The organism is Corynebacterium faecale, from assembly GCF_030408735.1.
Taxonomy (GTDB): Bacteria; Actinomycetota; Actinomycetes; order Mycobacteriales; family Mycobacteriaceae; genus Corynebacterium; species Corynebacterium faecale.
Genome location: NZ_CP047204.1, coordinates 1,458,954 through 1,481,731, shown reverse-complemented (window position 1 = coordinate 1,481,731; position 22,778 = coordinate 1,458,954). Strand labels below are relative to the sequence as shown.

Here is a 22,778-nt window from a genome sequence, read left to right as displayed (position 1 = left end):
GGTTTTTCCTTTTCCGAGCTAGACAACTGATTCATGATAAACAGTTGCCCCGGGAGCACACAACGCCCAACACTGTTCCTGAGACAAGGCCAGGGCACGGCCAATAGGCAAAAGGATCTCCCAGCGTAGACAGCAGGTGGACACTGGATCGCCCGGACAACCTCGACCCCACACATTGCACTCACTGCATCAGTGCAACCCGGCGCGATTGATGTCACCGGATCCCCCGTTCCCTCAACATGGTCGCGGCTTGGCTTCCGCTAATGGGCCTGCGTCCTTCTCCCTTTCTTCATTGAGTGGCGGAGCATCGCCGTGCAGAATCTGGCCATCACGTTCACCTGTGGGCATCTGTCTAGTCTGATGGCTGATTCTTTCTGTTTTCAGATAAACAGCAACAGGCTGATCGCCATCACGGCCATACCTGCCAGGAGGCCGTAGATGGCGGTGTGGTGCCTGCCGGAGCTGATCGCGGTGGGCAGGAGCTCGTCCAGGCTGATGAAGACCATGACGCCTGCGACGGCGGCGAAGGACAGGCCCATGGCTTCTGGTCCGATAAATGGCATGAGCAGAAGGAAACCGACGATCGCGCCGGCAGGTTCTGCCAGGCCGGATAGTGTGGCCCATTTGAGGGCTTTTTTGCGTGATCCTGTGGCTTCCCGGATGGGGACGGCCACCGCGACACCTTCGGGGATGTTGTGGATGGCGATGGCCACTGCGACGGGGATGGCGATCATCGGATCGGTCATGCCGGCGATGAACGTGGCGAACCCTTCAGGGAAGTTGTGAATGGAGATGGCAATGGCGGTGAGGACACCGGCCTTCATCATCCGGCTGCGGCGTTCAAAGCCTTCCACTGCCCCACCCACGGTGGAGGGTTCATGGGGGTTGATGGCTGAGGGTACCAGGCGGTCAATGACCGCGATCACGGCGATGCCGATAAAGAAGGCTCCGACGGCTGCCCAGTTTCCATTCCGTTCACCCCATACGCTGGTAAGTTCGTCCACAGCTTTGGGCATGATCTCCATGAAGGAGACGTAGAGCATCACGCCGACGGAGAACCCCAGTGAGCCGGCGAGGAATCTCTCCCCCGGTGCCTTTCGTGCGACGGCGATGACGCCGCCCAGGCCTGTTGCCAAACCTGCAAATAGCGTCAGCCCGAAGGCGAAGAGAATATTGGACCAATCCATACCAGTGAATCCTAATGTTCAATGACATGAACTTACAACTGGTTGGTGGCAGCAACCTGTTCCAGAGATGTAAAAAGCGACGGTGCTCCAGACGCCGTCGCTTTTCTTCAACTACCTGCCCACACTCCAGGCAGACCATAAACGGTGGTAGATGCCTTCCCTGGCCAGCAGCTCGGCATGGGTGCCACGTTCCACGATCTGCCCCTTATCCATCACCAGGATCTGATCAGCACGCGATGCCTGATCGAGCCGGTGTGCCACCACCAGTGCGGAGCGGTCACGGGTAACCTCATCCGCGGCAGCTTCCAGAGCGCCGGCACCGGCGGACCCCGCCTCGGCGGTGGCTTCATCCATAATCACGATTGCCGGATCCAGCAGGAGTACACGGGCCAGTGCCAGTTGCTGGGCCGCCACCGGTTCCAGCTGGATACCCCGGGCACCCACCACGGTGTCCAGCCCCTGGGGAAGAGTATCGAACCAGCCTTGTGCCCTCACCCTTCTCAACGCGTCCAACAGTTCTTCATCGGTGGCCTCCGGTTTGGCCAGGGTGAGATCCTGACGCAGTGTGCCTGAGAAGACGTGCACCTCCTGGCTGACCATTGCCAAACGGGCAATGCGTTCCCGGTCGGAGAGATGGGAAACAGGGGAACCGTCGACAAGCACTTCGCCCTCATCTGGCACCCGCAGGCCAGCGAGCAGAGCTGCCACCGTGGTCTTACCTGCGCCTGAGGCGCCGACCATGGCCACCGTCTCACCCGGGTTGATGCGGATGTCCACGCCGCGCACGGCCCAGTCACCGCCATAGCTGAAGCTGACATTACGTAGCTCCACACGCCCACCCGGCGCGACTGCACCGCTGTCGGGCACGGGCACGGGTGGGTCAACGACCACACCGACGATACGTGCTAGTGAGGCATAGCCGGATTGCACTGTGTCCAGCACGCGCATGAACATGTTCATGGGGCCGCGGAGGCGGATGATCATGAGTAGTGCTCCGGTGACGGCGCCGACAGTCATGTCGTCGGCTGCTACGAGGCGGTAGCCGATGAAGAGGGCGATGGTGAGCATGAGGAATTCTGCGCTGAGCATCCAGGTGTTGAGGATGAGCATGGTGGTGCGTGCGCGGATGCCGCGGGTGACCACAGTCCAGGAGGCGTTGCCGATCTGGGTGTGCATCTGTTCTTCCATGGAGTAGGCGCGTACGGTGGCGCGTCCCCGGATGGCTTCGAGTACGCGTCGGGCCCGTTCGGCCATGGCGGCGCGTTCGCGGGCGTAGCGCTGTGGTGCGCGGGAGAGGTAGTGGCGGGAGGCCAGGTAGTACACGGGGCCGACCAGGACGGGGATGAGGAGGAATCGCCAGTCCATGGTGGTCAGGGCGATGGTGGTGGCCAGGATGGTGAAGAAGGAGGAGGTGAGGATGGGGATGGTTTCGGTGACTGCGGAGGAGAGTTCGGCGATGTCATCGGTGGAGCGGCTGACCAGGTCGCCGGTGCCGGCGTCTTCTACCTGGTGGGTGGGTAAGCCCAGGGCTGTTCCGACCATGTCTTCGCGCAGGTTGGCGATCACCCGTTCTGATATCCGTACCACCAGGTAGAAGCCACTGGCGCTGAGTATTCCACCGGCTACGGCGACTCCGAGTAGCGTGAACCCGGTTTCCCACAGTAGGTCTGCCGGTTGGTTTTGTGCGACCAGGTCTACGATCCGGCCGAGCAGGCGTGGCACGGTCACGGTGGCATAGGAGCCGGCGCTGAGGAGTATCAGGGCGAGGAGGAACCACCAGCGGGCGTTGCGGATGCGTCCCAGTTGGCGGGCTATCTCGCTGCGTACCTGTGGCAGGGTGGCCAGGGGGAAGCTCAACCGTGTCTTATCCATGGTTGTCCTCCTGGTTGGGTGCTTCATGCATGTCTGCTGCGGGTTGGATCAGCTGGCGCAGTTCTAAGGTGTCCATCTGGGTTGTAGCCATGGCCTTCCATGCGGGGGCGTCGCTGAATACCAGGGTGGTCTTGTCACCCCGGAAGGCTGTGACCTGTTCGGCGATATTGTGCTCGGTGACTGAATCCACCGCGGTGGTGGGGTCCTGGAGGATGAGTATCTCGGCGTCGGCGGCTATCGCGCGGGCCAGTGCCACGCGTTGTCGTTGGCCTCCGGAGAGCATCCGTCCGCCTTCACCGACCATCTTCTCCGCCCCGCCGGGGATGTCATCGCAGGAGGCGACCTGGATGGCTTTTTCGGCGATCGCACGGCTGGGGTGGATGTTGTCGGCGACAGTACCGTCGAAGAGATCGGCTGCATGAGGGGCTACGATCACACGTGTGCGGGGCAGGGATTCCAGCGCGAAGATGAGCCGGTCATAGTCCACCTCCGGGTTGCTGCGTACCGCGGTCATCCCTGCGGGCAGCTGGGAGATGATCTGCTGGGCGTGTGCATGCTCCAGTTCAGAGGTGCGTTCAACATCTGCACCGAGTACCTCGCGGATACGGCGTGCTGAGGCTTCTGCCGAGGCCCAGCGGGATGCCACGTTCCTGCCCAACATGGTCATCGGCATGATGAGGAACTGGGTAAGTCCCACCACGGTGATCAGCTCACCGATGGACATCTGCCCATTGAGCGCGAGGAAACCGGCGGCGATACCGATGCTGGAGACAAAGATCGCGCCAGTGGCCTCCGTGACCCCATTGAGGCGGGCTTCAGCGGCATTGGCGATAACAGTCTTGTCATAGGCGTGGGAGGAGACCTCCTCATAACGGCGACGCACCGTGACAATCGCCCCCAGACCTTTGAGGATCCGCAATCCCTGCACCACATCAGTGGCTGTGGCTGCGGCCTGCGCAATGGCCTTCTGGCGTGCCACGGACCGGGTCTGCAGTGGCTTGGCGGTACGCAGGGCAATGATCACCAACACCGGCCCACCGATGAGGATGGCCAGACCCAGCCAGGGACTGATGAGGAATGCAAGCGTTGCACCGTAAATGACAGAGACAACCTCCGCGACCGGGAATACCGTCATCATCACCACATCACCCACGCGCTGGGTATCACTGGAAGCCACCGATAACAGCCCTCCGGCGGTGCGGTCACGGCCCTTGAACCCACGGGGATCCTGGATGCGGTCGGTGACCATGGTGCGCAGATCATGACTGACCAGCTGCTGACTGCGCACCATCATGTAGCGCGCCACCCAGTTCACACCGATCGCCGTGATAAACAACAGCGCCAGCATGAGGATCCAAAACACCAGACGGCGTAAATCCTGGGCGGCGATGGCATCATCTACCGCCCTGCCCACCAACACCGGGGTCAGGCCATTGCAGACAAAGGACACCGCCATGCCAATGGAGGCGATATAACTCCACGGCCGCTGCGATAATGCGACCTTCAGGGTCCACATCTTCGCATCCAGGGCCGGCATCCGGGATGGTTGCGCGCCGGGTCCGGGCAGCGAGGAATAGTCGACGATACTCCTGCTCGGGGCAGGTTCAGTTGGTACAGACACAAGCGCATATCCTAGCCCACCGGTAAGGTCTGGCGATATATCGCTAATCCGACCAGTGGGTGGGGATTAGAATGGTTCCCCGACATGACTGACAGCTCCTCTTCCCCAGCCCCCTCCCCAGCCTCCCCGCTGCATCCGCCGATCCCACCGGTGTCCAAGCGCAATGCCCCGATCTTCTCCGGCGCTGAGCACCGGGCCACCGGCGGGCTCGCCTTCACTGAAGGCAGCGATGTCTACGAAGATGTCCGCCCCGGCTACCCGGCAGAGATCCTCTCGCTGGCCACGGGATATACGCGCGTGCTTGATGTGGGTGCCGGTACGGGCAAGCTCACCGGGTTGCTGCACGCAGCCGGCCATGATGTGGCGGCAGCAGATCCCAGCATGGATATGCTGCGCGTATTGCACCGCACCTACCCCACCATCCCCTGCTGGCAGGCCACCGCTGAGCACACAGCAGTCACTGACCACACAGTGGATCTGATCACCTGCGCCCAGACCTGGCACTGGGTGGATGTCCCGGCGGCTTCTGCTGAGTTCGATCGGGTGGTAGCAGCAAATGGTGCGGTGTTATTGGTGTGGAACAACCTGGACACCACCGTCGCCTGGGTGCACCGCCTCAGCCGGATCATGCACGCCGGTGATGTACTCAAACCAGGCTTTGTGCCACCGGTTGAAGCGCCGTGGCAGATCACCCGGGAGGTCCGCACCACCTGGGAACAGCTGCTCACCCCGGAGCAGATCATCGAACTGGCCCACACACGCTCCTACTGGCTGCGGTCCAGCGAGACAACCCGCGCCAAAGTGGATGCCAACCTCACCTGGTACCTCTTTGACCACCTCGGCTATGAGCCCGGTGAACAGGTATCTCTTCCCTACCGCTGCGATGGTTTCCTGCTCAAGCGATAGGGGTATGGGGATACTACTGTGAGGTATACAACCTGCTTGACTGCAGAACTCCCCCACGCAACAAAACCACCAGTGAGAGGATGCCCCACCAACATGCGCCACCATGAAAGCTCCTATCTGAACACTGATCCCATCCCTGCAGTTGAGGCCCTGGAGGTCTCAGCCATCACCACCGCCGTGGTCAGCTTCCAGGACCATCCCATAGCTGAGATGTCAGCCGCTTTTGATTCCACCTTCCAGGCACTGTTTCCCGCGCTGGCTCAGGCTGGTGTCAATCCAGCGGGGCCACCTTTCAGCCTTCATCACCGCGCACCCACAGATACCGCGACCTTTGAGGTGGGCATCCCGGTGGATCGAGCCCTGGCGAACCCGGTTGCCACCGCCAGTGGGCTGACGATCAAAGCCTCCACACTCCCCGCGGGTCGGATCGCCCGCATATCCCATCTGGGCTCTTATGAGGAGTTGGGCAGGGCCTGGGAGAGCTTCATGCAGACGGTGACAGCGTCCGGCAACCAGCTGGCACTGCCGTTCTGGGAGGCTTATATCACCGAGCCCTCCCCCGAGGCGGATCCAGCAACCATGCGAACGGATCTCTACACACTGCTGGAATGAATCATTCCCCCTGCGGAGGCCGCGTGGACACCCCCAGGAGCTGATGAAGCGACAGGGCCATTGAGTCACCATGTTCCGGTGTGCAGACCCCCAGCCGGATGACGGTGCCATCAACCAGATAGAAGGCCAGACAGCGCCGGGACTGCCCGGCGTCTAGGAAAAGCTCTCCATCCTTGCGCAGGGAGCCCCGATTACCCCATTCCCGGTCAATCGGTGTGATGGTCTCAACGTGGATGGAGGCAATCTGATCCGCGGGGACGCGCTTTCTCCACAAGGGGAACAGCCAGATCCGTACCGCCTCGGCATCTGCCGTCACCAGTGTTCCCGCCACATGGTAGAGCACCAGAAACATCAGTCCGATAGCGGTGAACACCGTGGCTCTCACCAGGTCCAGGGCACCGGTTGCCGCAGCGATCACCACAAACATCAGACTGATGGCCACCAGGGCGCTGACCGCCCACCGGTAGACAGGCGGGATCCTGTTTCCATATGTCCTCTTCACGGGCATCACCCTAATAACCCCGGACACCGAAAGCCAGGAAACCCCCTGAGGAAAGTGCCTGCCTCCAGAAATAAAGACGAACACCTCCCCGAAGGGGGTTTAAAACACGGCAGTAGGAAAATCTACTGCTTTCCAGCCTTGCCACCCTTGCCGCGGCGTTCGCGGACACGGACCGCGATGCGGACCGGGGTGCCGTTGAAGCCGAAACGCTCACGGAACTTACGCTCCAGGTAGCGACGGTAACCAGCTTCAAGGAAGCCGGTGGTGAACAGGACGATCACCGGCGGGCGCGTGGATGCCTGAGTGGCAAACAGCACGCGTGGAAGGCGGCCACCACGCATCGGTGGAGGGTTCGCAGCAATTGATTCACGCAGCCAGTTGTTGAGCTGGCCGGTGGAGATACGACGGTCCCAGTTCTCCAGGGCCTCGATCATGGCAGGCTCCAGGCGCTGGAGTGCACGACCGGTCTTGGCGGAGATGTTGATCCGCTTGGCCCAAGGGATATGCGCCAGCTGGAGATCCAGCTCGCGGTCCAGGTCGTAGCGGCGATCCTCATGCATGAGATCCCACTTGTTGAACGCCACCACCAGGGCCTTGCCGGCATCGGTGATCATCGCCAGGACACGCTGGTCCTGCTCGGTGATCGGCTCGGAAGAATCGATGAGCAGCACGCAGACCTCAGCGGATTCAATGACGCCACGTGTTCGCAGGGAGGCATAGAATTCATGTCCGGTGGCGCTCTTGACCTTCTTGCGCAGACCAGCGGTGTCGATGAACTTCCACATCTTCTGATCCAGCTGGATCATGGAGTCCACCGGGTCAACGGTGGTGCCTGGAACATTGTCCACCACGGAGCGTTCCTCGCCGGCGAACTTGTTGATCAGGGAGGACTTGCCCACGTTCGGCTTGCCCACCAGGGCCACGCGGCGTGGTCCCTCAACGATGGACTTGGCCCGTGGCTCCTCCGGGAAGGAGGCCAGGATCTTATCCAGGACGTCTGCGCCACCACGACCGTGCTGAGCAGACACCGGGAAGGGGTCGCCCAGGCCCAGGCTGTAGAACTCAGCCATGTCGGCCCACTGGGAATCGGAGTCGAACTTGTTGGCCACCAGGATCACTGGGACCTTGGCGCGCTTGAGCTTATCGGCCATGACGGAATCGGTTTCAGTGATGCCGACCTTGGTGTCCACCACGAACACGATCACATCGGCGCTCTGCATGGCCAGTTCGGCCTGGTGCGCGATGGAGGCGTGAATGCCCTTGACATTGGGGTCCCAGCCGCCGGTGTCCTGCACCCAGAAGCGCTGGCCACCCCAGTCGGAGATATAGGAGACACGGTCGCGGGTGACTCCGGGGAAGTCCTCCACCACGGCCTCACGGCGGCCGATGAAGCGGTTGACCAGCGTGGACTTGCCCACGTTGGGGCGGCCGACGATGGCGACGGTGCACAGGGATTCCTCCAGGTGATCCTTGCGCTCCAGGCCGAAGGCGCGTTCCAGCTCCTCCCACTCCTCCTCGGAGTAGTCCTCACCGAAATCAGGGGCGCCGAATTCGGACTCGTCGAAGTCGATCTCAACGTCGTCGTCATACTCGACCTCAGAGAGGTCATCGGTGTCATAACCGAATTCTGCAGGGTCGAAGTCCGCGGAGGCCCAGCCACCGTGTGGTGCGAGCTCCTCTTCGTCGGCAAACGCTCCGACCACGTCCATTTCACCCTTGGAGGTGTGGTAGACGAAGACGGTATCGTCCTCTTCGCCCGGCATGTTCTTCTTATCGGTCACTGGTTGCTCCTTTCAGCGGAGGCTTCAGTCAACTGGATCAGATGGGTTAAAACCTCATCCATGGTCATGTCGGAGGTGTCCACGATGTGGGCGTCTTCCGCGGGTTTCAGCGGTGATGCGGCCCGGTTGGAGTCCAGCTCATCACGCTTGACGACGGCTGCGAGCACCGCGTCGAAGTCGGCGGCACGGCCGGCGGCCGTGTCCTGATCGTAACGGCGCTGCGCGCGCACCTGCGCTGACGCGGTCAAATAGGCCTTGACCGGAGCGTCGACAAGCACAACCGTGCCGATGTCACGGCCTTCCACCACACAGCGGTGGGCCCGGAAGGCCAGGGCGCGCTGCAGGTTGACCAGGTTATCGCGGACCTCAGGGATCGCGGAAACAGCAGACACCTGGGAGGTGACCTCTTCGCCGCGGATCTCTTCTTGCACGTCCCTGCCAGCCAGAAGCACCTCGGTGGATGAGGGATCATCAGAGATGCTCAGTGGCAGCGTGGCGGTCGCGGTGATCACGGCATCGGTGTCGGCGGGATCAATACCCTTGTTGAGCACATGCAGCGTGGCCACGCGGTACATCGCACCGGTGTCCAAGTATTTTGCATCCAGGCGGCGGGCCAACTCACGGGAGGTGGTGGACTTGCCGGTACCGGAGGGGCCGTCGATGGCGATGATCAGGCCGCCATCAGGCATGTTGGAAAGAGCTGTCACAGTTCGGCCACCTTGTACAGGCTGGCCAGCTCGGAGGAGTTCAGCGCGCGGAGGGAACCGGGCTTCTGTTCGCCGAGCTGAACCGTGTGCAGCTTGGTGCGCACCAGACGCTCAACCGGGAAACCGACCTCATCGAGCATACGGCGGACAATGTGCTTGCGGCCCTCATGGATCTCCAGGCGCAGCAGGGACTTGCCCTGGAAGATATCGATGGTCTGGATGAAATCAACCTTGGCAGGTCCATCCTCCAGCTCGATGCCCTCGCGCAGGGTGGCCAGAATCTTGTTGTTGACCTCTCCGCGGACGGTGGCCAGGTAGGTCTTGCGGACCTCGAACTTCGGGTGCATGAGGCGGTTGGCCAGCTCACCGTCGTTGGTGAGCAGGAGCAGGCCCTCGGTGTCCGCATCCAGACGACCGACGTGGAACAGACGCTGACCGGAGGCGATCTTCTCGCTGACCAGGTCGCCCACGCAGGAACGACCAAGGTCATCGCTCATGGTGGAGTGCATGCCACGTGGCTTGTTGAGCACAAAGTACTCCAGATCATCGTTGACATTGATGCGTACACCGTCAACGCGGATGACGTCCTTGTTCGGATCAACGCGGGTGCCCTGGGTGGTCACGATCTTGTCATTGACCTCGACGCGGCCGTTATCAATGAGGATCTCAGCATGGCGACGTGAGGCCACACCGGCCTGTGCGAGCACCTTCTGCAGGCGCACACCGTTGCCGGTATTGCGCTCAAGGAAACCCTGCGACCAATCATCGCTGGAGCTTTGTACGTGTTGTTTTCTGGCAGGTTTCGCGTTGGAGAGGAGAATCTCATCCTTTTTCTGCGACTGCTGGTTCTGGCGGGTGTTCGGCTTGTTGGAACCTGGCTTGTAGCCACGGGACTTGGACCTGAAGCCACCAGTAGAGCGTGTGCTCTGCTGCTTCTTGTCCGGTGTGCCATCTCGGCGAGCGGGTGGGGTCACGTTACGTGTCCTTAATCTAGATAAAGCGTATGAAGTTGAATCCCAAGCATTCTAGCGGGCCGGGGGCCAAAATACTACTTATCCTGGTCACGGGGAATCTACCGGCTCAGTAGGTCTCATCGATGGAATCCACATCCGGCAGTAATGGCGCCAGATCCGGCAACCGTTCCAGGGAGTCAATTCCCAACAATTCCAACAGCAGTTCCGTGGTGGCGTAGAGATGCGCACCCGTGGATTCCTCCACCCCGACCTCGCGGACCAGACCACGCATCTGGAGGGTGCGCATGACACCGTCCACATTCACCCCGCGGACCGCGGAGATCTGTGAGCGGGTGACCGGCTGGCGGTAGGCCACAACCGCCAGCGTCTCCATGGCGGCCCGCGACAGTCTGGTCTGGGTGCCGTCCAGCAGCAGCGCCTCCACCACATCGGCGTTGGCCCGGCGCGTGTATAACCGCCATCCGCCATCCGCGTCGCGCAGGTCCATGCCGCTACCCCGCTCGGTGAGCTCCCGGGAGATATCCCGGAGGATCTCCCCCACCTCCGAGTGGTCTATCTCCAGCACCCCTGCCAACGTGGAGACCGCCACCGGGGTGTCCACCACCAGCAGGATCGACTCGATGCGGGAACGCGCCTGCGAGATCAGAGGCAGGGACGGTGGTCCGGGGACAGGATCGTCGGTCATGGTGGAGAAGTTTACCTGTGGGCGTGCCGGGGTTACCGGGGCCAGCTGGAATCAGCCGATCGGTTTCTGATTGGCGGGATTGCCCCACTCGGTCCAGGAACCGTCGTAGATCACCACGTCGCGGTAGCCTGCGATGATGGCAGCATAGGCATCCACGCAGGCCGTGACACCGGATCCGCAGCTGAACACCAGGGTGGTGGCGTCACCGGCGACATCCTCCACGGCCTTCTTCAGCTCCGGAACGGGGCGGAGGAAACCCTGATCATCAACGATCTCCGTGAAGGGCAGGTTCACGCTACCGGGGATGTGGCCACGTTCCAGGCCCGCCCGTGGTTCGGGTGATACACCGGCGAAACGCCCGGAACTGCGGGCATCCACCACCACCTTGTTGGACCTGGCCAGGGCTTTTTCCACGCCTTCCATACCCACGAGCATGTCCAGATCGGTTTCGGTGGTGATAACTCCCCCACCTGAAGGCTCAGACAGGGTGGCGGTCTCATGTCCGGCGGCGGTCCAGGCGGGCAGTCCGCCATCCAGGATGCCGATGGAGCCCACGCCCGCCATGCGCAGCAGCCACCAGACCCGGGGCGCCACCATCAGGCCGTGGCGGTCATAGACCACCACGGTGGTGTCATCGCTGATGCCATAACCCTGAAGCAGGGTCTTGAGGTTTGCCGGAACGGTATGCGGCAGCGATGCGGACTGGTCGGAGAAGTCCGCATCCAGATCAGCGAGGAAGGCACCCGGGATCCCTGATGCCCGAGACGGCTCGGGGTCCCCCATGGACGCACACAGCACCACCACGTTGTCATCGTTGAGATGGGATGCCAGCCACTCAACGGATACGACAGGGCCTGTGGGAAAGGCCGGGTAGGCGGTGTCGGTCTTGCCACTCGTGTCAGTCGGAGAATCCTGATCAAAAGTCATAACCGGTTATTCTACCGGTTAAACCCTGCAGAGGAGCGGTGAAAGATTCAGACACCAGGCCCTGGTTGAGGGGCATTCTGGCCAAGACAGGGTTTGCAATATTCGCGGTTTGAGGGTGATGCATGGGCGGACGGGGGTAAATATTACACCCGGTAGTGATATGAAACGGGGGGATTCACAGAAGCTTCACGGTGGTACCACCTGGGGGTTTAGGAATTATTATGCCAAAATACTAAAATTGTCGTGATCTGACTCACAAGATCGGGGGTTCGTGATCTAGCATTCTCACATGGCTACCATCACACGCACAGACCGACTCATTCTCGTCCCCCTCACCGTTGAGCTCGAGGACGAAACCCACCAGATCTACTCGGATAACCGGGTATGGGGCCACCGCCCGCAGGCGCGGCACACCGACCCCAAGGAAACCCGTGAGCTGATCAAGCGCACCTACAACAGCTGGAAGCAGAAAGACCTTGGCCCCTGGGGTGTCTACCTCCGCGAACGCCCCTCCGAGTTCGTCGGCGTCGGCGGCGTTGAGCTTGTCGACGGCCGGGTGTGGGACCTCAAGTACCGTCTCCGCCCCGACCTCTGGGGCAACGGATACGCGTCCGAGATCTCCGCTGCCGCCACCACCGCCACCCAGCGCATCGACACCGCCATTCCACTGACCGCCAGGGTCACCACCAACCACCCGGCATCCTTCAGGATCCTGGAGAAGCTGGGACTCAAGCAGGTATGGGAGGGCCGCCGCATAGGGACCGAGGACAACCCAGAGGAGCCCAACGTGCGCATCTACGCAGACCGCGACCTGGACGAGGAGACCCTCAAGTTCCTCATTGAGCGCCCTTAACAAGCACGTGCTGGTCGGGTGGACCGGGCATGAAGGTCTGCCGGCTCACCACGGCCAGCTCTTTATTCCCAGTTCGTCGCCGCCACCACGGCCGGGTCCACCTCGATACCGGTCCACGCGACCCTGAGCTCTCCGAGTGGTTGATCCTGTTCAGCTTCCACCGCGCGGGCTTTATAAAGCTCAAGCAGAGCCAGGAACCTGCCGATGACCTCCATGGAGGTGGTGCAGTCCCCGGTCAGCAGCTGGAAGGTGAGAAAATGTTCCGCACCGGCGAGTTTGAGGGTATCCAGGATCCGTCCCGCCTGTTCCGGAACTGACACCTCCACCCGGTGGATGTGATCGGTGGAGACCGTCGGCGGTGGCTTCGGACGGAACACCACTGCGGCCATCTCAGCGAAACTCTGTGCTGTGTGGCCGAGCGCCACCGGTGGCAACAGGTTGGCAAACTGCGGTTCCAGGGACACCGCACGCGGATAACGGCGCCGCGCATCATATTGCCACCGGGTAAACAGCTCCGCCACCTGCTTATAGGCCCGGTATTGCAGAAGCCTGGCGAAGAGAAGGTCGCGGACCTCGAGCAGCTCCAGGTCTTCCTCATCGGTGACCACACCCCGTGGGAGCAGGCGCGCTGTCTTCAGATCCAACAGTGTTGCGGCCACAACGAGGAACTCGGTGACTTCATCCAGATCGCTGGTTTTGCCGAGTTGACGTGTGTAGGCGATGAACTCATCAGTGACCTCCGACAGGGCGATCTCTGTGACATCCAGCTTCTTCTTCGTGATCAGCTGCAGGAGCAGGTCGAAGGGTCCCTCAAAGTTGGACAGGCGCACCTGGAAACCGGCACTGTCCGGATCAGGGTGAATCATTATGGCGGTTAGCGTCCCTGGGCGCGGGCGATAACTTCCTTGGCCAGGTTCCGGTACTGGGCCGCCCCCTGTGACGAGGGCGCCCAGGTGATGATCGGTTCGCCGGCGACGGAGGTTTCCGGGAAACGGACGGTGCGGGTGATCACGGTGTCAAAGACACGGTCCTCGAACACCTCGACCACCCGTGACATTACCTCACGGGCGTGGGAGGTGCGGCGGTCAAACATGGTGACCAGGATGCCGAGGATCTCCAGATCAAAGTTGAGGCGATCGGCCACCTTCTCCACGGTATCGGTCAGTAGAGCCAGGCCACGCAGCGAGAAGTACTCACATTCCATGGGGATTATGACACCGTGTGCACAGGCAAGAGCATTGACGGTGAGCAGCCCCAGGGAGGGCTGGCAATCCAGGATGATGAAGTCATAATCATTGACCACCGGTCGCAGGGCGCGTGCCAGTACCTGTTCACGGCCCACCTCATTGACCAGCTGGATCTCGGCCGCAGACAGATCGATATTCGCAGGCACCACATCAAGGCCCGGCACACCGGTGGTGTGGATGGCCTGATGGATGGTGGTGTTGTTGTCAATCATCACGTCATAGATCGTGAGATCCACATCCTCATAATGCACACCGATCCCCGCGGTGAGTGCACCCTGGGGATCCAGATCCACCAGCAGCACCTTGCGGCCGGCCTCAGCCAGGCAGGCCCCGAGGTTGATTGTGGAGGTGGTTTTACCCACGCCACCTTTCTGGTTGGCCATCGCGATGATGGTGCCAGGCCCGTGTTTATCAAGCTTTGCCGGTTCGGGCAGTTCGCGCACGGGGCGTCCAGTCAAGCCCACTTCACCCTTTGGAGTGTTGCTTTTCCCCGAATCGCTCACAGTCAAACCTTCTTCCTTGACTTAGGTGTTCTACTTTGGCCCTGCGGTGGACGTTCCGGTCACTCCAGGTCGGTGGTGTGCTTAATTACCCACCTGTCATTAGCTGCTGTGACCACACTACATGCACGATAGATCCGACTTCCGGTTTCGTGTGGCATACACGCCGAGTCCGCTGAGCTTTGAAAGTTTGTCAACCCTTAAAGCTTGACCGCCGAGCAGCTATGCGATCCCCCTCTTGCCGCCGACCGCGACCCGATGTTAGATTCAGCCACATGCATTTGTACTTCCTGTAGGAGTTGCTGAACTCCCCCTCACCAAGCCCCGATCCCTCGGCCGCACACGGACTCTCCAGTCCGGCGGCCACGCGGGGGCCGGGTTCAGCAACCCTTAGAACACAGGAAGTTTCACCATGTCCCACCCCACCCCGCATTCCGGGCTCCCCCATGTCACTGTCCGCGGACTCTCCGTGGCCCGCGCCGGCACCACACTTTTCACCGGCCTTGACCTCACTGCCACCGCAGGCCGCTGCGTCGCCATCCTCGGCGAGAACGGCCGCGGTAAATCATCCCTCCTGGCCACCATCACCGGTGACCTGGCACCATCAGCTGGCACCGTCGATGTGCACGGGCACCTCGCTATCGCACACCAGCATCTGCCTGCCGAACCGGGCATGACCATTGGCGATCTCACCAAAGATGCCATTGGCCCATCACTGACAGCTTTGTCCACGCTGGAACAGGCAACCATGGCTCTCACAGACGGTGCCCCGGGGGCTGAGAGCGCTTTCGCCGATGCCCTCGGTGTGGCCGAGTCACTTGACGCCTGGAGTGCGAAACGCCGCATCGGGATCGCCCTGCAGGCGCTGAGTGCCCTCACCGAACCCGGCCATTTACTGGAGGAGATGTCAGTGGGCCAGCGTTACCGCGTCCGCCTGGCGTGCATCCTCGGCGGCGATTATGACGTGGTGCTTCTCGACGAACCGACCAACCACCTCGATCACGAAGCCCTGGAATTCCTCACCGACTCCATAAAAAGGCACAAGGGAGTGGTGATCGTGGTATCCCATGACCGGGCGCTTGTCCGGGATGTCGCCGATACCATCGTCGATCTCGATCCGACACCAGATGGCAGCCCGCGTATCCACGGTGACGGCTTTGACCAGTACCACCACTCCCGTCAGGCCATGCTCGGGCGATGGAGGCAGGACCACCGCGATCAACAACGGCTGAGAGAACGCCTCGCAGACGACCTCGAAGAGGCCCGCCGCCGCGTGGATACCGCCTGGCGGCCCCCGAAAGGAACCGGTAAACACACCAGAGCCTCCCGCGCACCGGGTGTGGTGCAGGCAGTGAAAAGGGCACAGGCAGCGGTGGATGCCGCTCCGGTGCCCATGCCCCACCCTCCGCTGGAGCTGGATTTCCCGGATCTGAAGGTACGCCCTGGAGCCACACTTATCAGGTGCTCTGACTTGACCGTGGTTAACCGTCTCAGCCTGCCCCATCCCCTGGAGATCACCTCCGGCGACCGGTATGTGATCACCGGGGCCAACGGCGCAGGCAAAACCACACTGCTGGATCTTCTCGCTGGACTATACCCACCCAGTACCGGGACCGTCTCACATCATGCCCGCATCGGCTACCTGACCCAGGAGTCCATCCGGGCCCCAGACAGCCCCGCATCGGGTGAGGTAGGTAAAGCAGGGGAAGCCGCCATCCGTTTTGGACTGCTCTCACCGGAAGCCGCCAGGAAGAAATATACCGAGATGTCCATGGGGCAAAGGCGCAGAGTTGACCTGGCCACCATCCTGGCCACAGACCCCCAGCTGCTCCTTTTCGATGAACCCACCAACCACCTCTCCATGCACCTGGTGGACCAGCTCACCGAAGCCCTGCATGACACCCCGGCGGCGGTGGTCCTGGTCACCCATGACCGGCAGTTACTGCGTGACACCGAGCACTGGAACCGGATACATCTCGGGTGATGCTTCATGCCCTGGGGTGCGCGGACCTCCACACCTGGCGCAGGTTCTCGGCGGTGACATGGGTGTAGATCTGCGTGGTGGTCACCGAGGAGTGCCCCAACAGTTCCTGAACCACGCGGACATCGGCGCCACCCTCAAGCAGATGGGTGGCGAAGGAATGCCGGAGGGTGTGCGGTGAGATGTCCTTCTTCAGGCCGGCGCGGTCGGTGGCTTTCTTCAACGCCGCCCAGGCTGACTGCCGTGACAGCGGGCCACCGCGCTGGTTGAGGAACAACGCGTGGGATTTTCCCTTGCTCAAACCTGGTCGCGCACGAACCAGGTAGTCCTCCACGGCTGCCTGCGCCATCGATCCATAGGGCACCAGCCGCTGCCTGGATCCCTTACCGGTGATACGCAGCACCTCCGGCGCATGGGCCACATCATCCACCATCAGCCCGGTCGCTTCCGAGATGCGTGCCCCGGTGCCGTAGAGGATCTCCACCAGCGCGCGGTCACGGATATCCACGGGCGTGGCGATATCAGAGGTGGGGATGGCATGGATGAGCCTGGCCACCTCGTCCACACTCAGGGTATCCGGCAGGTGGCGTCCAGTAGCCGGCGGAGACACATCGGCTGCAACATCCACGCCCACATGACCTTCAGAAAGTGCGAATTTGTGCAGGCCGCGGGCCACAATGAGCGCGCGCCCGGCCGAGGACGCCGACAACGGCGCCCGGCCCTCAACGCCACGCCGCAGATCCATCACATACGCTTCCACATCCGCCGTGTTCACCGCACCGATATCAGCAATCCGCGCGGACTCCAGCCAGTCGCAATAACGGTTGATATCCCGCCGGTAACTGCTCAGCGTGTTCTGCGACAAACCACGCTCCACCGCCAGATGCGTCAACCAGGTCCGCGCAACCTCGCGTACCTTCACAGCTTCTTCATATCCGGCGTGATGCCGGCTGCTTTACGACGCTCCGCCAGCGCCGTCGGCCGGAATCGGAACGGTGCATCCGTGCCCCGCGCACCAACGCGACCCGCAATCACCGCATCAGCGGCGAGGATGCCCGCGATGGCGATGGAATTGACGATCCCGCCACTGAACACCATGTCCCGGGCCGTGGTGAGCGGGAACCACTGCATGGTCATGTCAGCCTCCTCATCGCCGTCGGCAGGGGGCTGCTCCACCCGTGTGAGATCACGGGCGAGGTAGACCCGCACCGCCTCATCACAGAAACCAGGTGAGGTGATCAGATCGGTGAGCACCGACCAGTCCCCCGCCTCCAATCCGGCTTCCTCCACCAGCTCACGCCGGGCACCGGTGAGGGCATCCTCATCGGCGATGTCGAGCAGGCCCGCGGGCAGTTCCCACAGCCGATCCTGCACGCAGTGGCGGTACTGCCTCACCAGCGCGATATTCTCCCCATCGAACGCCACGATCGCCACCGCACCGAAGTGCTCGACGATCTCACGGGTGGCCTTGCCCCCTCCCGGCATGATGAGCGTATCTTTGCGGACGGCCAGGATCGGCGACTGGATCAACAACTCGGAATCAGTAACGGTGAACTCATGTGTGCCTGCGGTAGTCATAATGCCCACATTGTAAAGGCAGGGGTGGACACGACCACATCAGGATCACGCAAGTGCCGCGCTGACCAGGCCTTTAAATAGCGGATGGGCGAGGGTGGGCCGTGATTTATACTCCGGATGCGCCTGCGTGGCCACCAGGAAGGGATGGATGTCCGTGGGGTATTCCACGAACTCCACCAGGTGACCATCAGGAGAGGTGCCGGAAAATACCAGACCGGAGTTCTCCTCGATCTGGGGCAGATAGGCGGTGTTGACCTCAAAGCGGTGCCGATGCCGTTCAGAGACCTCCACCGTGCCGTAGAGCTGCGCGGTGAGTGATCCGGGTTGCAGGCGCGCCGGGTAGGCACCCAGTCGCATCGTGCCACCCAGATCAGCCTGGCCCGATACTGCTGCCCGCTGCTCCGCCATGGTGGCGATCACGGGCTGGGTGGTGTCTGGATCAAACTCCGTGGATGAGGCCTGGGTCAGGCCTGCCTGGCGGGCCGCCTCTATGACCACGCACTGCAGACCCAGGCACAGACCGAGCAACGGGACGCGGTGTTCCCGGGCGTAGGTGACGGCGCCGATCTTGCCCTCAATGCCACGGATGCCGAATCCCCCGGGGATGACGATGGCATCCAGACCCGCCAGAGCCACTGCGGCCTGTTCCGGTGTCTGGCAGTCATCGGAGGCGATCCAGGAGATGGTGGCGCGGGTGTGGTGGGCATAACCGGCAGCCCGGATGGCCTCCACCACCGACAGGTAGGCATCAGGCAGGTCGATGTACTTGCCCACGATGCCGACCGTGATCTCCCGGGTGTGGTTGTTGACCCGGTCGAGCAGATCATGCCACCCGGTCCAGTCAATGTCGCGGTACGGCAGGTCGAGGCGACGGATGAGGAAGGTGTCCAGGTGACCGCGGTGGAGGGTGACCGGGATGGTGTAGATGGAACCGGCATCAGGACAGGACACCACGCCGTCGAGGTCCACATCGCACATCAAGGCGATCTTGTTTTTGAGTGGCTCCGGAACCTCCCGATCACTGCGGAGGACCAGGGCATCGGGAAGAATGCCCACGGAACGCAACTGCGCCACCGAATGCTGGGTGGGTTTGGTTTTCAACTCCCCCGAGGTGGCCAGGTACGGCACGAGTGAGCAGTGGATGAAAAGGCAGTTGTCCCGGCCGATCTCATGACGAACCTGGCGGGCGGCCTCCAGGAAGGGTTGGGACTCGATATCACCGACGGTGCCACCGATCTCCGAGATGACCACATCGGGCACCGCCCCGCTCTCATCCGGCTCCCCCATGGCCAGGATGCGTGCTTTGATCTCATCGGTGATGTGTGGAATAACCTGCACGGTCCGACCGAGGTATTCTCCCCTGCGCTCCTTGGCGATCACCGTGGAATAGACCCTGCCGGTGGTCACATTCGCCGTGGCGGTGAGAGAACGGTCGAGGAATCGTTCATAGTGGCCCAGATCCAGATCGGTCTCCGCGCCATCCTCGGTGACAAAGACCTCCCCATGCTCAAAGGGGTTCATGGTGCCGGGATCCACATTGAGATAGGGATCCAGCTTCTGCATGGTCACATTGAGTCCGCGGGCGATGAGCAACTGACCCAGGCTTGCTGCCGTCAACCCCTTACCCAGCGAGGAGACAACCCCTCCCGTGACGAACACATGCTTGGCGGTGCGTGACTGTGGAGTGCGCGTGATGGACATGGTCTTGAGACCTTCCGATTGGTGGACTTGAACGGAGTGAAGGGTTCACAGAGCCGACGCACGCGCGCAGATGATGTCGCGGTGTCCGGCTTCTCACACCTACGGATTTTTAGCATAACACAGGTTTTATTCCGCCATATTCATGCAGCTCAGGAGGCATTTCTGAGGGTTTCTGCCTATAGATCGACAGATTTTTACATGATGAAAACACCGCCACCCACAGTCGAAGTGGGTGGCGGTGACAGAGCAGGTGCGCTCTCCCCTATTCCACTGGCACCTCTGCCTCCCGGGGAGGAGTCACCCCATCGAGTTTGGGTGAGGCTGCTTCAGCAGACGCGGCTGAGCCATAGGCACCGGAGCGATCCGCCAACTCATCCCTCGCAGAGAGCACGGTGGCCATCTTGCCCCAGGTGCGATCCACGGAATCCACGGTGGAGACGTTCTCCACCGCATCCGGATTCGCGCGGAGGCGACCGATCACACCGGTATCCGTAGCGGTATGGATGCGACCGGCCACCACCATCCCGGTGCCCCTGGAGTCCAAGGCCCGGGCGAACAGTGCCTGGGTTTCCGCCGCGAAGGACTCATCTCCTGATCCTTCGCTGTCACCGGTGATCAGCACCACGACCTGGCCCGGCAGGATGGTGCCGTCCTCGTAGGTGATGAAACCGGTGTCGCGCAGAGCGTTGAGCAGGAGAGCGCGCTCCGCGGTGGAGGCCTGCGGTTCGCCGCTTTCCGGGTTGAGCAACAGTCCGGAGCCGAGGGCCTCACCGGCGTGGGTGCCGGGATCCAGCTGGGTCTCGGATAACTGCGCACCCGCAGGGAGGGTGTTGGCCACGATGGATTTCAGCTGATCGGCGCTATCCTGTGAGAAGAACTGCTCCTCCAGTTGGATTCTGCCTGCGTTGAGCGCTCCTGCCCGCTGGAGCAGCCACGCGACATCATCAATATCGGACTGTTCCGCATCCGTGGTGTGCATGAGGAGCACGGGGCGGTCCTGCAGCTGACCGGCAACCAGGTCCTCCACGATGTGCCCGATGACGCTGTCCGCCTGGGCGGCCTGTACCTCGTTGACATCGGCACGCTGTTCCGCGGCCGCGAAATCTGCCGACCCGGGTGCGTTGGGATCCGAATTCTCCGGGAGGTTCGGCGCCAGGATATAGGTGCCGAAAGCGGTGCCCAGTGCAACACCGATGGCGATGCCGGCGACTGCCAGGGCGCCCCTACCACGCGTTTTAGCCATGATATTCCTTCACCTTTCCTAGTTGAACAGTCCCTGGACCATCAGCGCGAAGCTGTTCCAGGTATCGATGAGGTTGTCGGTGAAGGAACCATCCCCCGACGTGCCGGCGATGACGATGATCACCGCGAGAGCCACGAGGATGCCCAGCAGTGCCCAGAGCCAGGCCAGGCTTCCGGAGGTTCGCACGGTGTACAGATTGGCGATGATGTCGGCGTCGACAAGCTTCGTTCCGGCCTTGGAACGGGCGAGCAATGACGCCGGCGTGGCGGTCTCCACGCCGGCGAACACCGCATCCAGATCGAGCGGCGCACCGACGTTCACGATCATCTCGGCGTTGTGGTAGTCAGCGAGCAGCAGCGCGAGATCCGTGGCGGAACTCACCGCTGCGGGGAAAGTCATCGCCCCGATACCCAGGTCCTGGATGCGTTCGAGGCCTTCGGCATGCCCATCGGGTTCAGCAGGCAGGATGACGTGCGCGCCGCTGCGCAGGGCATCTGCGCCGATACCCGTCGGGTTGCCCACGATCAGTGCGGGTTTGTAGCCCAGTTCCACCAGGGTGTCCGCGGCACCATCGACACCGATGAGCACCGGGTCATATTCGCGGATGAAGTTGCGCAATTCCTTCAGCTTGGTGCGGTGGTTGTTTCCGGGGCTGGCGATGAGTACCTTGCGGCCCTCGAGATTGGCACCGGAGTTGGGGATGCCGATGCCGTCGATGAGCAGTGGAGCCTCGGAGTGGATGAACTGGATGGTGTTGCCGAAATAGGCTTCCATGTGGTCCACCAGGGACTGCTGTGCATCAACAAAGGCCTCGACCGCGGCGGTCTCTGTCACGGGCGCACCGGAGGCGACCAGGCGCTCACCGTAGTAAAGCTTGCCGTCATCGGTGAGACGACCCTTCTTTCCCTCTTTGAGGGTGGTCAGGATATCGGAGTCAAACCCCTCGATGAGGTGGATACCGCCGTCGAGAAGCAGCTGGGGTCCGAAATTGGGAACGGACCCGGTGGTGAACCTGGACACGTTGAGAACCGCAGCTGGGCGGGCTGCGAGGAGGCGTTGGGCGAAGGCCCGATCCAGATCAGGCGCATCAATGATGGCGAGATCCCCCTGGGACAGACGCTTGATCCCCTTGCCCTCTGGGGTGCAGAGGCGTGTCGCCCCGACCAGTCCAGGCAGGTCAGCTTTGCGGTTGAACAGACTCATGCTGCCCATTCTGAATCAAAAGTCTCAACCTTTGGTGGAGACGCGCCTAGAAAAGAGTAGGAAGCTTATCCGTGTTGCCTCATCACACCGAATATCGCCCGATTTGTCAGAGCCAGAAGACGTTGGGGCACATTCCGAGGTTGACCTGGCTCGCCCCAGTGACTGCTTGATTGTTCGTCGAGGGTTGCACGGTCTACTGATGGCCGCGGTCCAGCAGCACCGGGAGACTTGTGCCGCTGACCGATACGGCCCTCCAGTGCGGTGTCGTCTGTGTGCAGTGGGCATGACTCGCAGCTTCATGCGGCGGTTGTAAATGATGGCGATAACACCACCACCGGAGGGTGGCGCAAGGGCCCGGGCACAGTAGAACCTCGCAACGATCTTCCATCTCATGTGTGGGAGATTGCGATCTTATTCCAGCGAGACAGAGGCCAACTCCCCGCCCGTGGCGAGGTGTCTCCTCCTCCATGGTGAAATTCAGTGCATCATGGTTATCTGATTGCGTGAACCCTGGCTTGCCAGCCGCGGTAGTGTGGTTGATTTTGGCTCCCCAATCTGCCAGCGCTACCAGGAGGGGGCCGGGATGGAGCGGGGCCGGGCTTAAAGTGGGCGTTATCGGATACCGATTGCGGAGCTGTCAATCAAGGACATCATCATGGGAGCGGAAAGACTGCTGTGGCAGCAGCGGTGTTTGAGGA

Annotated in this window: 20 protein-coding genes; 4 read left to right on the top strand and 16 right to left on the bottom strand. The window is 61.8% G+C overall.

From position 1 onward, the window contains the following. Positions 1-380 precede the first annotated feature (380 nt). From zupT to CFAEC_RS06780, 3 genes are all read right to left on the bottom strand, one after another. Positions 381-1,187, bottom strand: coding sequence for a zinc transporter ZupT (gene zupT, locus CFAEC_RS06790; protein WP_290279752.1), 807 nt, complete (start codon positions 1,185-1,187; stop codon positions 381-383). A 111-nt stretch (positions 1,188-1,298) separates the two neighbouring features. Beyond that, complete coding sequence (locus CFAEC_RS06785) at positions 1,299-3,044, bottom strand: ABC transporter ATP-binding protein (protein WP_290279826.1); 1,746 nt, start codon at positions 3,042-3,044, stop codon at positions 1,299-1,301. A gap of 7 nt (positions 3,045-3,051) precedes the next feature. Beyond that, the gene (locus CFAEC_RS06780) at positions 3,052-4,596 is read right to left on the bottom strand and encodes an ABC transporter transmembrane domain-containing protein (RefSeq protein WP_435384278.1); all 1,545 of its coding nucleotides are present in this window, start codon (positions 4,594-4,596) and stop codon (positions 3,052-3,054) included. A 168-nt stretch (positions 4,597-4,764) separates the two neighbouring features. Here CFAEC_RS06780 and CFAEC_RS06775 point away from each other — a divergent pair, with 168 nt between their 5' ends. Then, complete coding sequence (locus CFAEC_RS06775) at positions 4,765-5,586, top strand: class I SAM-dependent methyltransferase (protein ID WP_290279751.1); 822 nt, start codon at positions 4,765-4,767, stop codon at positions 5,584-5,586. A 93-nt stretch (positions 5,587-5,679) separates the two neighbouring features. Next, positions 5,680-6,198, top strand: a complete 519-nt coding sequence (locus CFAEC_RS06770) for a GyrI-like domain-containing protein (protein WP_290279750.1) — start codon at positions 5,680-5,682, stop codon at positions 6,196-6,198. A 1-nt stretch (position 6,199) separates the two neighbouring features. On the opposite strand, the gene CFAEC_RS06765 is transcribed toward CFAEC_RS06770, so the two are convergent. From CFAEC_RS06765 to CFAEC_RS06740, 6 genes are all read right to left on the bottom strand, one after another. Beyond that, positions 6,200-6,700, bottom strand: a complete 501-nt coding sequence (locus CFAEC_RS06765; protein WP_290279749.1) for a hypothetical protein — start codon at positions 6,698-6,700, stop codon at positions 6,200-6,202. A gap of 122 nt (positions 6,701-6,822) precedes the next feature. Then, complete coding sequence (der, locus tag CFAEC_RS06760; RefSeq protein ID WP_290279748.1) at positions 6,823-8,481, bottom strand: ribosome biogenesis GTPase Der; 1,659 nt, start codon at positions 8,479-8,481, stop codon at positions 6,823-6,825. Further along, on the bottom strand, positions 8,478-9,188 hold the full coding sequence (gene cmk / locus CFAEC_RS06755; protein ID WP_290279747.1) for a (d)CMP kinase: 711 nt from the start codon (positions 9,186-9,188) through the stop codon (positions 8,478-8,480). Before cmk ends, der begins: the two co-directional genes overlap by 4 nt. Beyond that, the gene (locus tag CFAEC_RS06750; RefSeq protein WP_290279746.1) at positions 9,185-10,162 is read right to left on the bottom strand and encodes a pseudouridine synthase; all 978 of its coding nucleotides are present in this window, start codon (positions 10,160-10,162) and stop codon (positions 9,185-9,187) included. Before CFAEC_RS06750 ends, cmk begins: the two co-directional genes overlap by 4 nt. Before the next feature lie 106 nt (positions 10,163-10,268). Beyond that, the gene (gene scpB / locus CFAEC_RS06745; RefSeq protein WP_290279745.1) at positions 10,269-10,847 is read right to left on the bottom strand and encodes an SMC-Scp complex subunit ScpB; all 579 of its coding nucleotides are present in this window, start codon (positions 10,845-10,847) and stop codon (positions 10,269-10,271) included. A gap of 51 nt (positions 10,848-10,898) precedes the next feature. Then, on the bottom strand, positions 10,899-11,774 hold the full coding sequence (locus tag CFAEC_RS06740) for a sulfurtransferase (protein WP_290279744.1): 876 nt from the start codon (positions 11,772-11,774) through the stop codon (positions 10,899-10,901). A gap of 289 nt (positions 11,775-12,063) precedes the next feature. Here CFAEC_RS06740 and CFAEC_RS06735 point away from each other — a divergent pair, with 289 nt between their 5' ends. Then, positions 12,064-12,627 carry a GNAT family N-acetyltransferase gene (locus CFAEC_RS06735; RefSeq protein WP_290279743.1) on the top strand — a complete coding sequence of 188 codons (564 nt, stop codon included), beginning with the start codon at positions 12,064-12,066 and terminating at the stop codon, positions 12,625-12,627. 62 nt (positions 12,628-12,689) lie between these two features. Here CFAEC_RS06735 and CFAEC_RS06730 read toward each other — a convergent pair whose 3' ends face one another. Continuing rightward, complete coding sequence (locus CFAEC_RS06730; protein WP_290279742.1) at positions 12,690-13,493, bottom strand: segregation and condensation protein A; 804 nt, start codon at positions 13,491-13,493, stop codon at positions 12,690-12,692. An 8-nt stretch (positions 13,494-13,501) separates the two neighbouring features. After that, the gene (locus tag CFAEC_RS06725) at positions 13,502-14,377 is read right to left on the bottom strand and encodes a ParA family protein (protein ID WP_290279824.1); all 876 of its coding nucleotides are present in this window, start codon (positions 14,375-14,377) and stop codon (positions 13,502-13,504) included. 409 nt (positions 14,378-14,786) lie between these two features. Here CFAEC_RS06725 and CFAEC_RS06720 point away from each other — a divergent pair, with 409 nt between their 5' ends. After that, positions 14,787-16,358: an ABC-F family ATP-binding cassette domain-containing protein gene (locus CFAEC_RS06720; RefSeq protein WP_290279741.1), complete on the top strand. Its 1,572-nt coding sequence runs from the start codon at positions 14,787-14,789 to the stop codon at positions 16,356-16,358. Between the two features lie 4 nt (positions 16,359-16,362). On the opposite strand, the gene xerD is transcribed toward CFAEC_RS06720, so the two are convergent. The 5 genes from xerD to steA all read right to left on the bottom strand — a co-directional run bounded on the left by xerD (position 16,363) and on the right by steA (position 22,089). After that, positions 16,363-17,277, bottom strand: coding sequence for a site-specific tyrosine recombinase XerD (xerD, locus tag CFAEC_RS06715; RefSeq protein ID WP_290279739.1), 915 nt, complete (start codon positions 17,275-17,277; stop codon positions 16,363-16,365). Further along, positions 17,274-17,933 carry an NUDIX domain-containing protein gene (locus tag CFAEC_RS06710; RefSeq protein WP_290279738.1) on the bottom strand — a complete coding sequence of 220 codons (660 nt, stop codon included), beginning with the start codon at positions 17,931-17,933 and terminating at the stop codon, positions 17,274-17,276. Before CFAEC_RS06710 ends, xerD begins: the two co-directional genes overlap by 4 nt. Before the next feature lie 45 nt (positions 17,934-17,978). Then, positions 17,979-19,634, bottom strand: coding sequence for a CTP synthase (pyrG, locus tag CFAEC_RS06705; protein WP_290279737.1), 1,656 nt, complete (start codon positions 19,632-19,634; stop codon positions 17,979-17,981). Between the two features lie 262 nt (positions 19,635-19,896). Beyond that, the gene (locus tag CFAEC_RS06700; protein WP_290279736.1) at positions 19,897-20,877 is read right to left on the bottom strand and encodes a copper transporter; all 981 of its coding nucleotides are present in this window, start codon (positions 20,875-20,877) and stop codon (positions 19,897-19,899) included. A gap of 18 nt (positions 20,878-20,895) precedes the next feature. Beyond that, entirely contained in the window at positions 20,896-22,089 is a 1,194-nt protein-coding gene (gene steA, locus CFAEC_RS06695) for a putative cytokinetic ring protein SteA (protein WP_290279735.1), read from the bottom strand. Between the last annotated feature and the right edge of the window lie 689 nt (positions 22,090-22,778).

Bases quoted from the DNA above. Each gene is read 5' to 3' on its own strand.
- CFAEC_RS06740 (WP_290279744.1), bottom strand. From the start codon at position 11,774: ATGACTTTTGATCAGGATTCTCCGACTGACACGAGTGGCAAGACCGAC.
- CFAEC_RS06700 (WP_290279736.1), bottom strand. From the start codon at position 20,877: ATGGCTAAAACGCGTGGTAGGGGCGCCCTGGCAGTCGCCGGCATCGCC.
- CFAEC_RS06720 (WP_290279741.1), top strand. From the start codon at position 14,787: ATGTCCCACCCCACCCCGCATTCCGGGCTCCCCCATGTCACTGTCCGC.
- zupT (WP_290279752.1), bottom strand. From the start codon at position 1,187: ATGGATTGGTCCAATATTCTCTTCGCCTTCGGGCTGACGCTATTTGCA.
- CFAEC_RS06730 (WP_290279742.1), bottom strand. From the start codon at position 13,493: ATGATTCACCCTGATCCGGACAGTGCCGGTTTCCAGGTGCGCCTGTCC.
- steA (WP_290279735.1), bottom strand. From the start codon at position 22,089: ATGGGCAGCATGAGTCTGTTCAACCGCAAAGCTGACCTGCCTGGACTG.
- scpB (WP_290279745.1), bottom strand. From the start codon at position 10,847: ATGACCGACGATCCTGTCCCCGGACCACCGTCCCTGCCTCTGATCTCG.
- CFAEC_RS06735 (WP_290279743.1), top strand. From the start codon at position 12,064: ATGGCTACCATCACACGCACAGACCGACTCATTCTCGTCCCCCTCACC.
- CFAEC_RS06770 (WP_290279750.1), top strand. From the start codon at position 5,680: ATGCGCCACCATGAAAGCTCCTATCTGAACACTGATCCCATCCCTGCA.
- pyrG (WP_290279737.1), bottom strand. From the start codon at position 19,634: ATGTCCATCACGCGCACTCCACAGTCACGCACCGCCAAGCATGTGTTC.
- CFAEC_RS06780 (WP_435384278.1), bottom strand. From the start codon at position 4,596: ATGCCGGCCCTGGATGCGAAGATGTGGACCCTGAAGGTCGCATTATCG.
- CFAEC_RS06775 (WP_290279751.1), top strand. From the start codon at position 4,765: ATGACTGACAGCTCCTCTTCCCCAGCCCCCTCCCCAGCCTCCCCGCTG.
- CFAEC_RS06710 (WP_290279738.1), bottom strand. From the start codon at position 17,933: ATGACTACCGCAGGCACACATGAGTTCACCGTTACTGATTCCGAGTTG.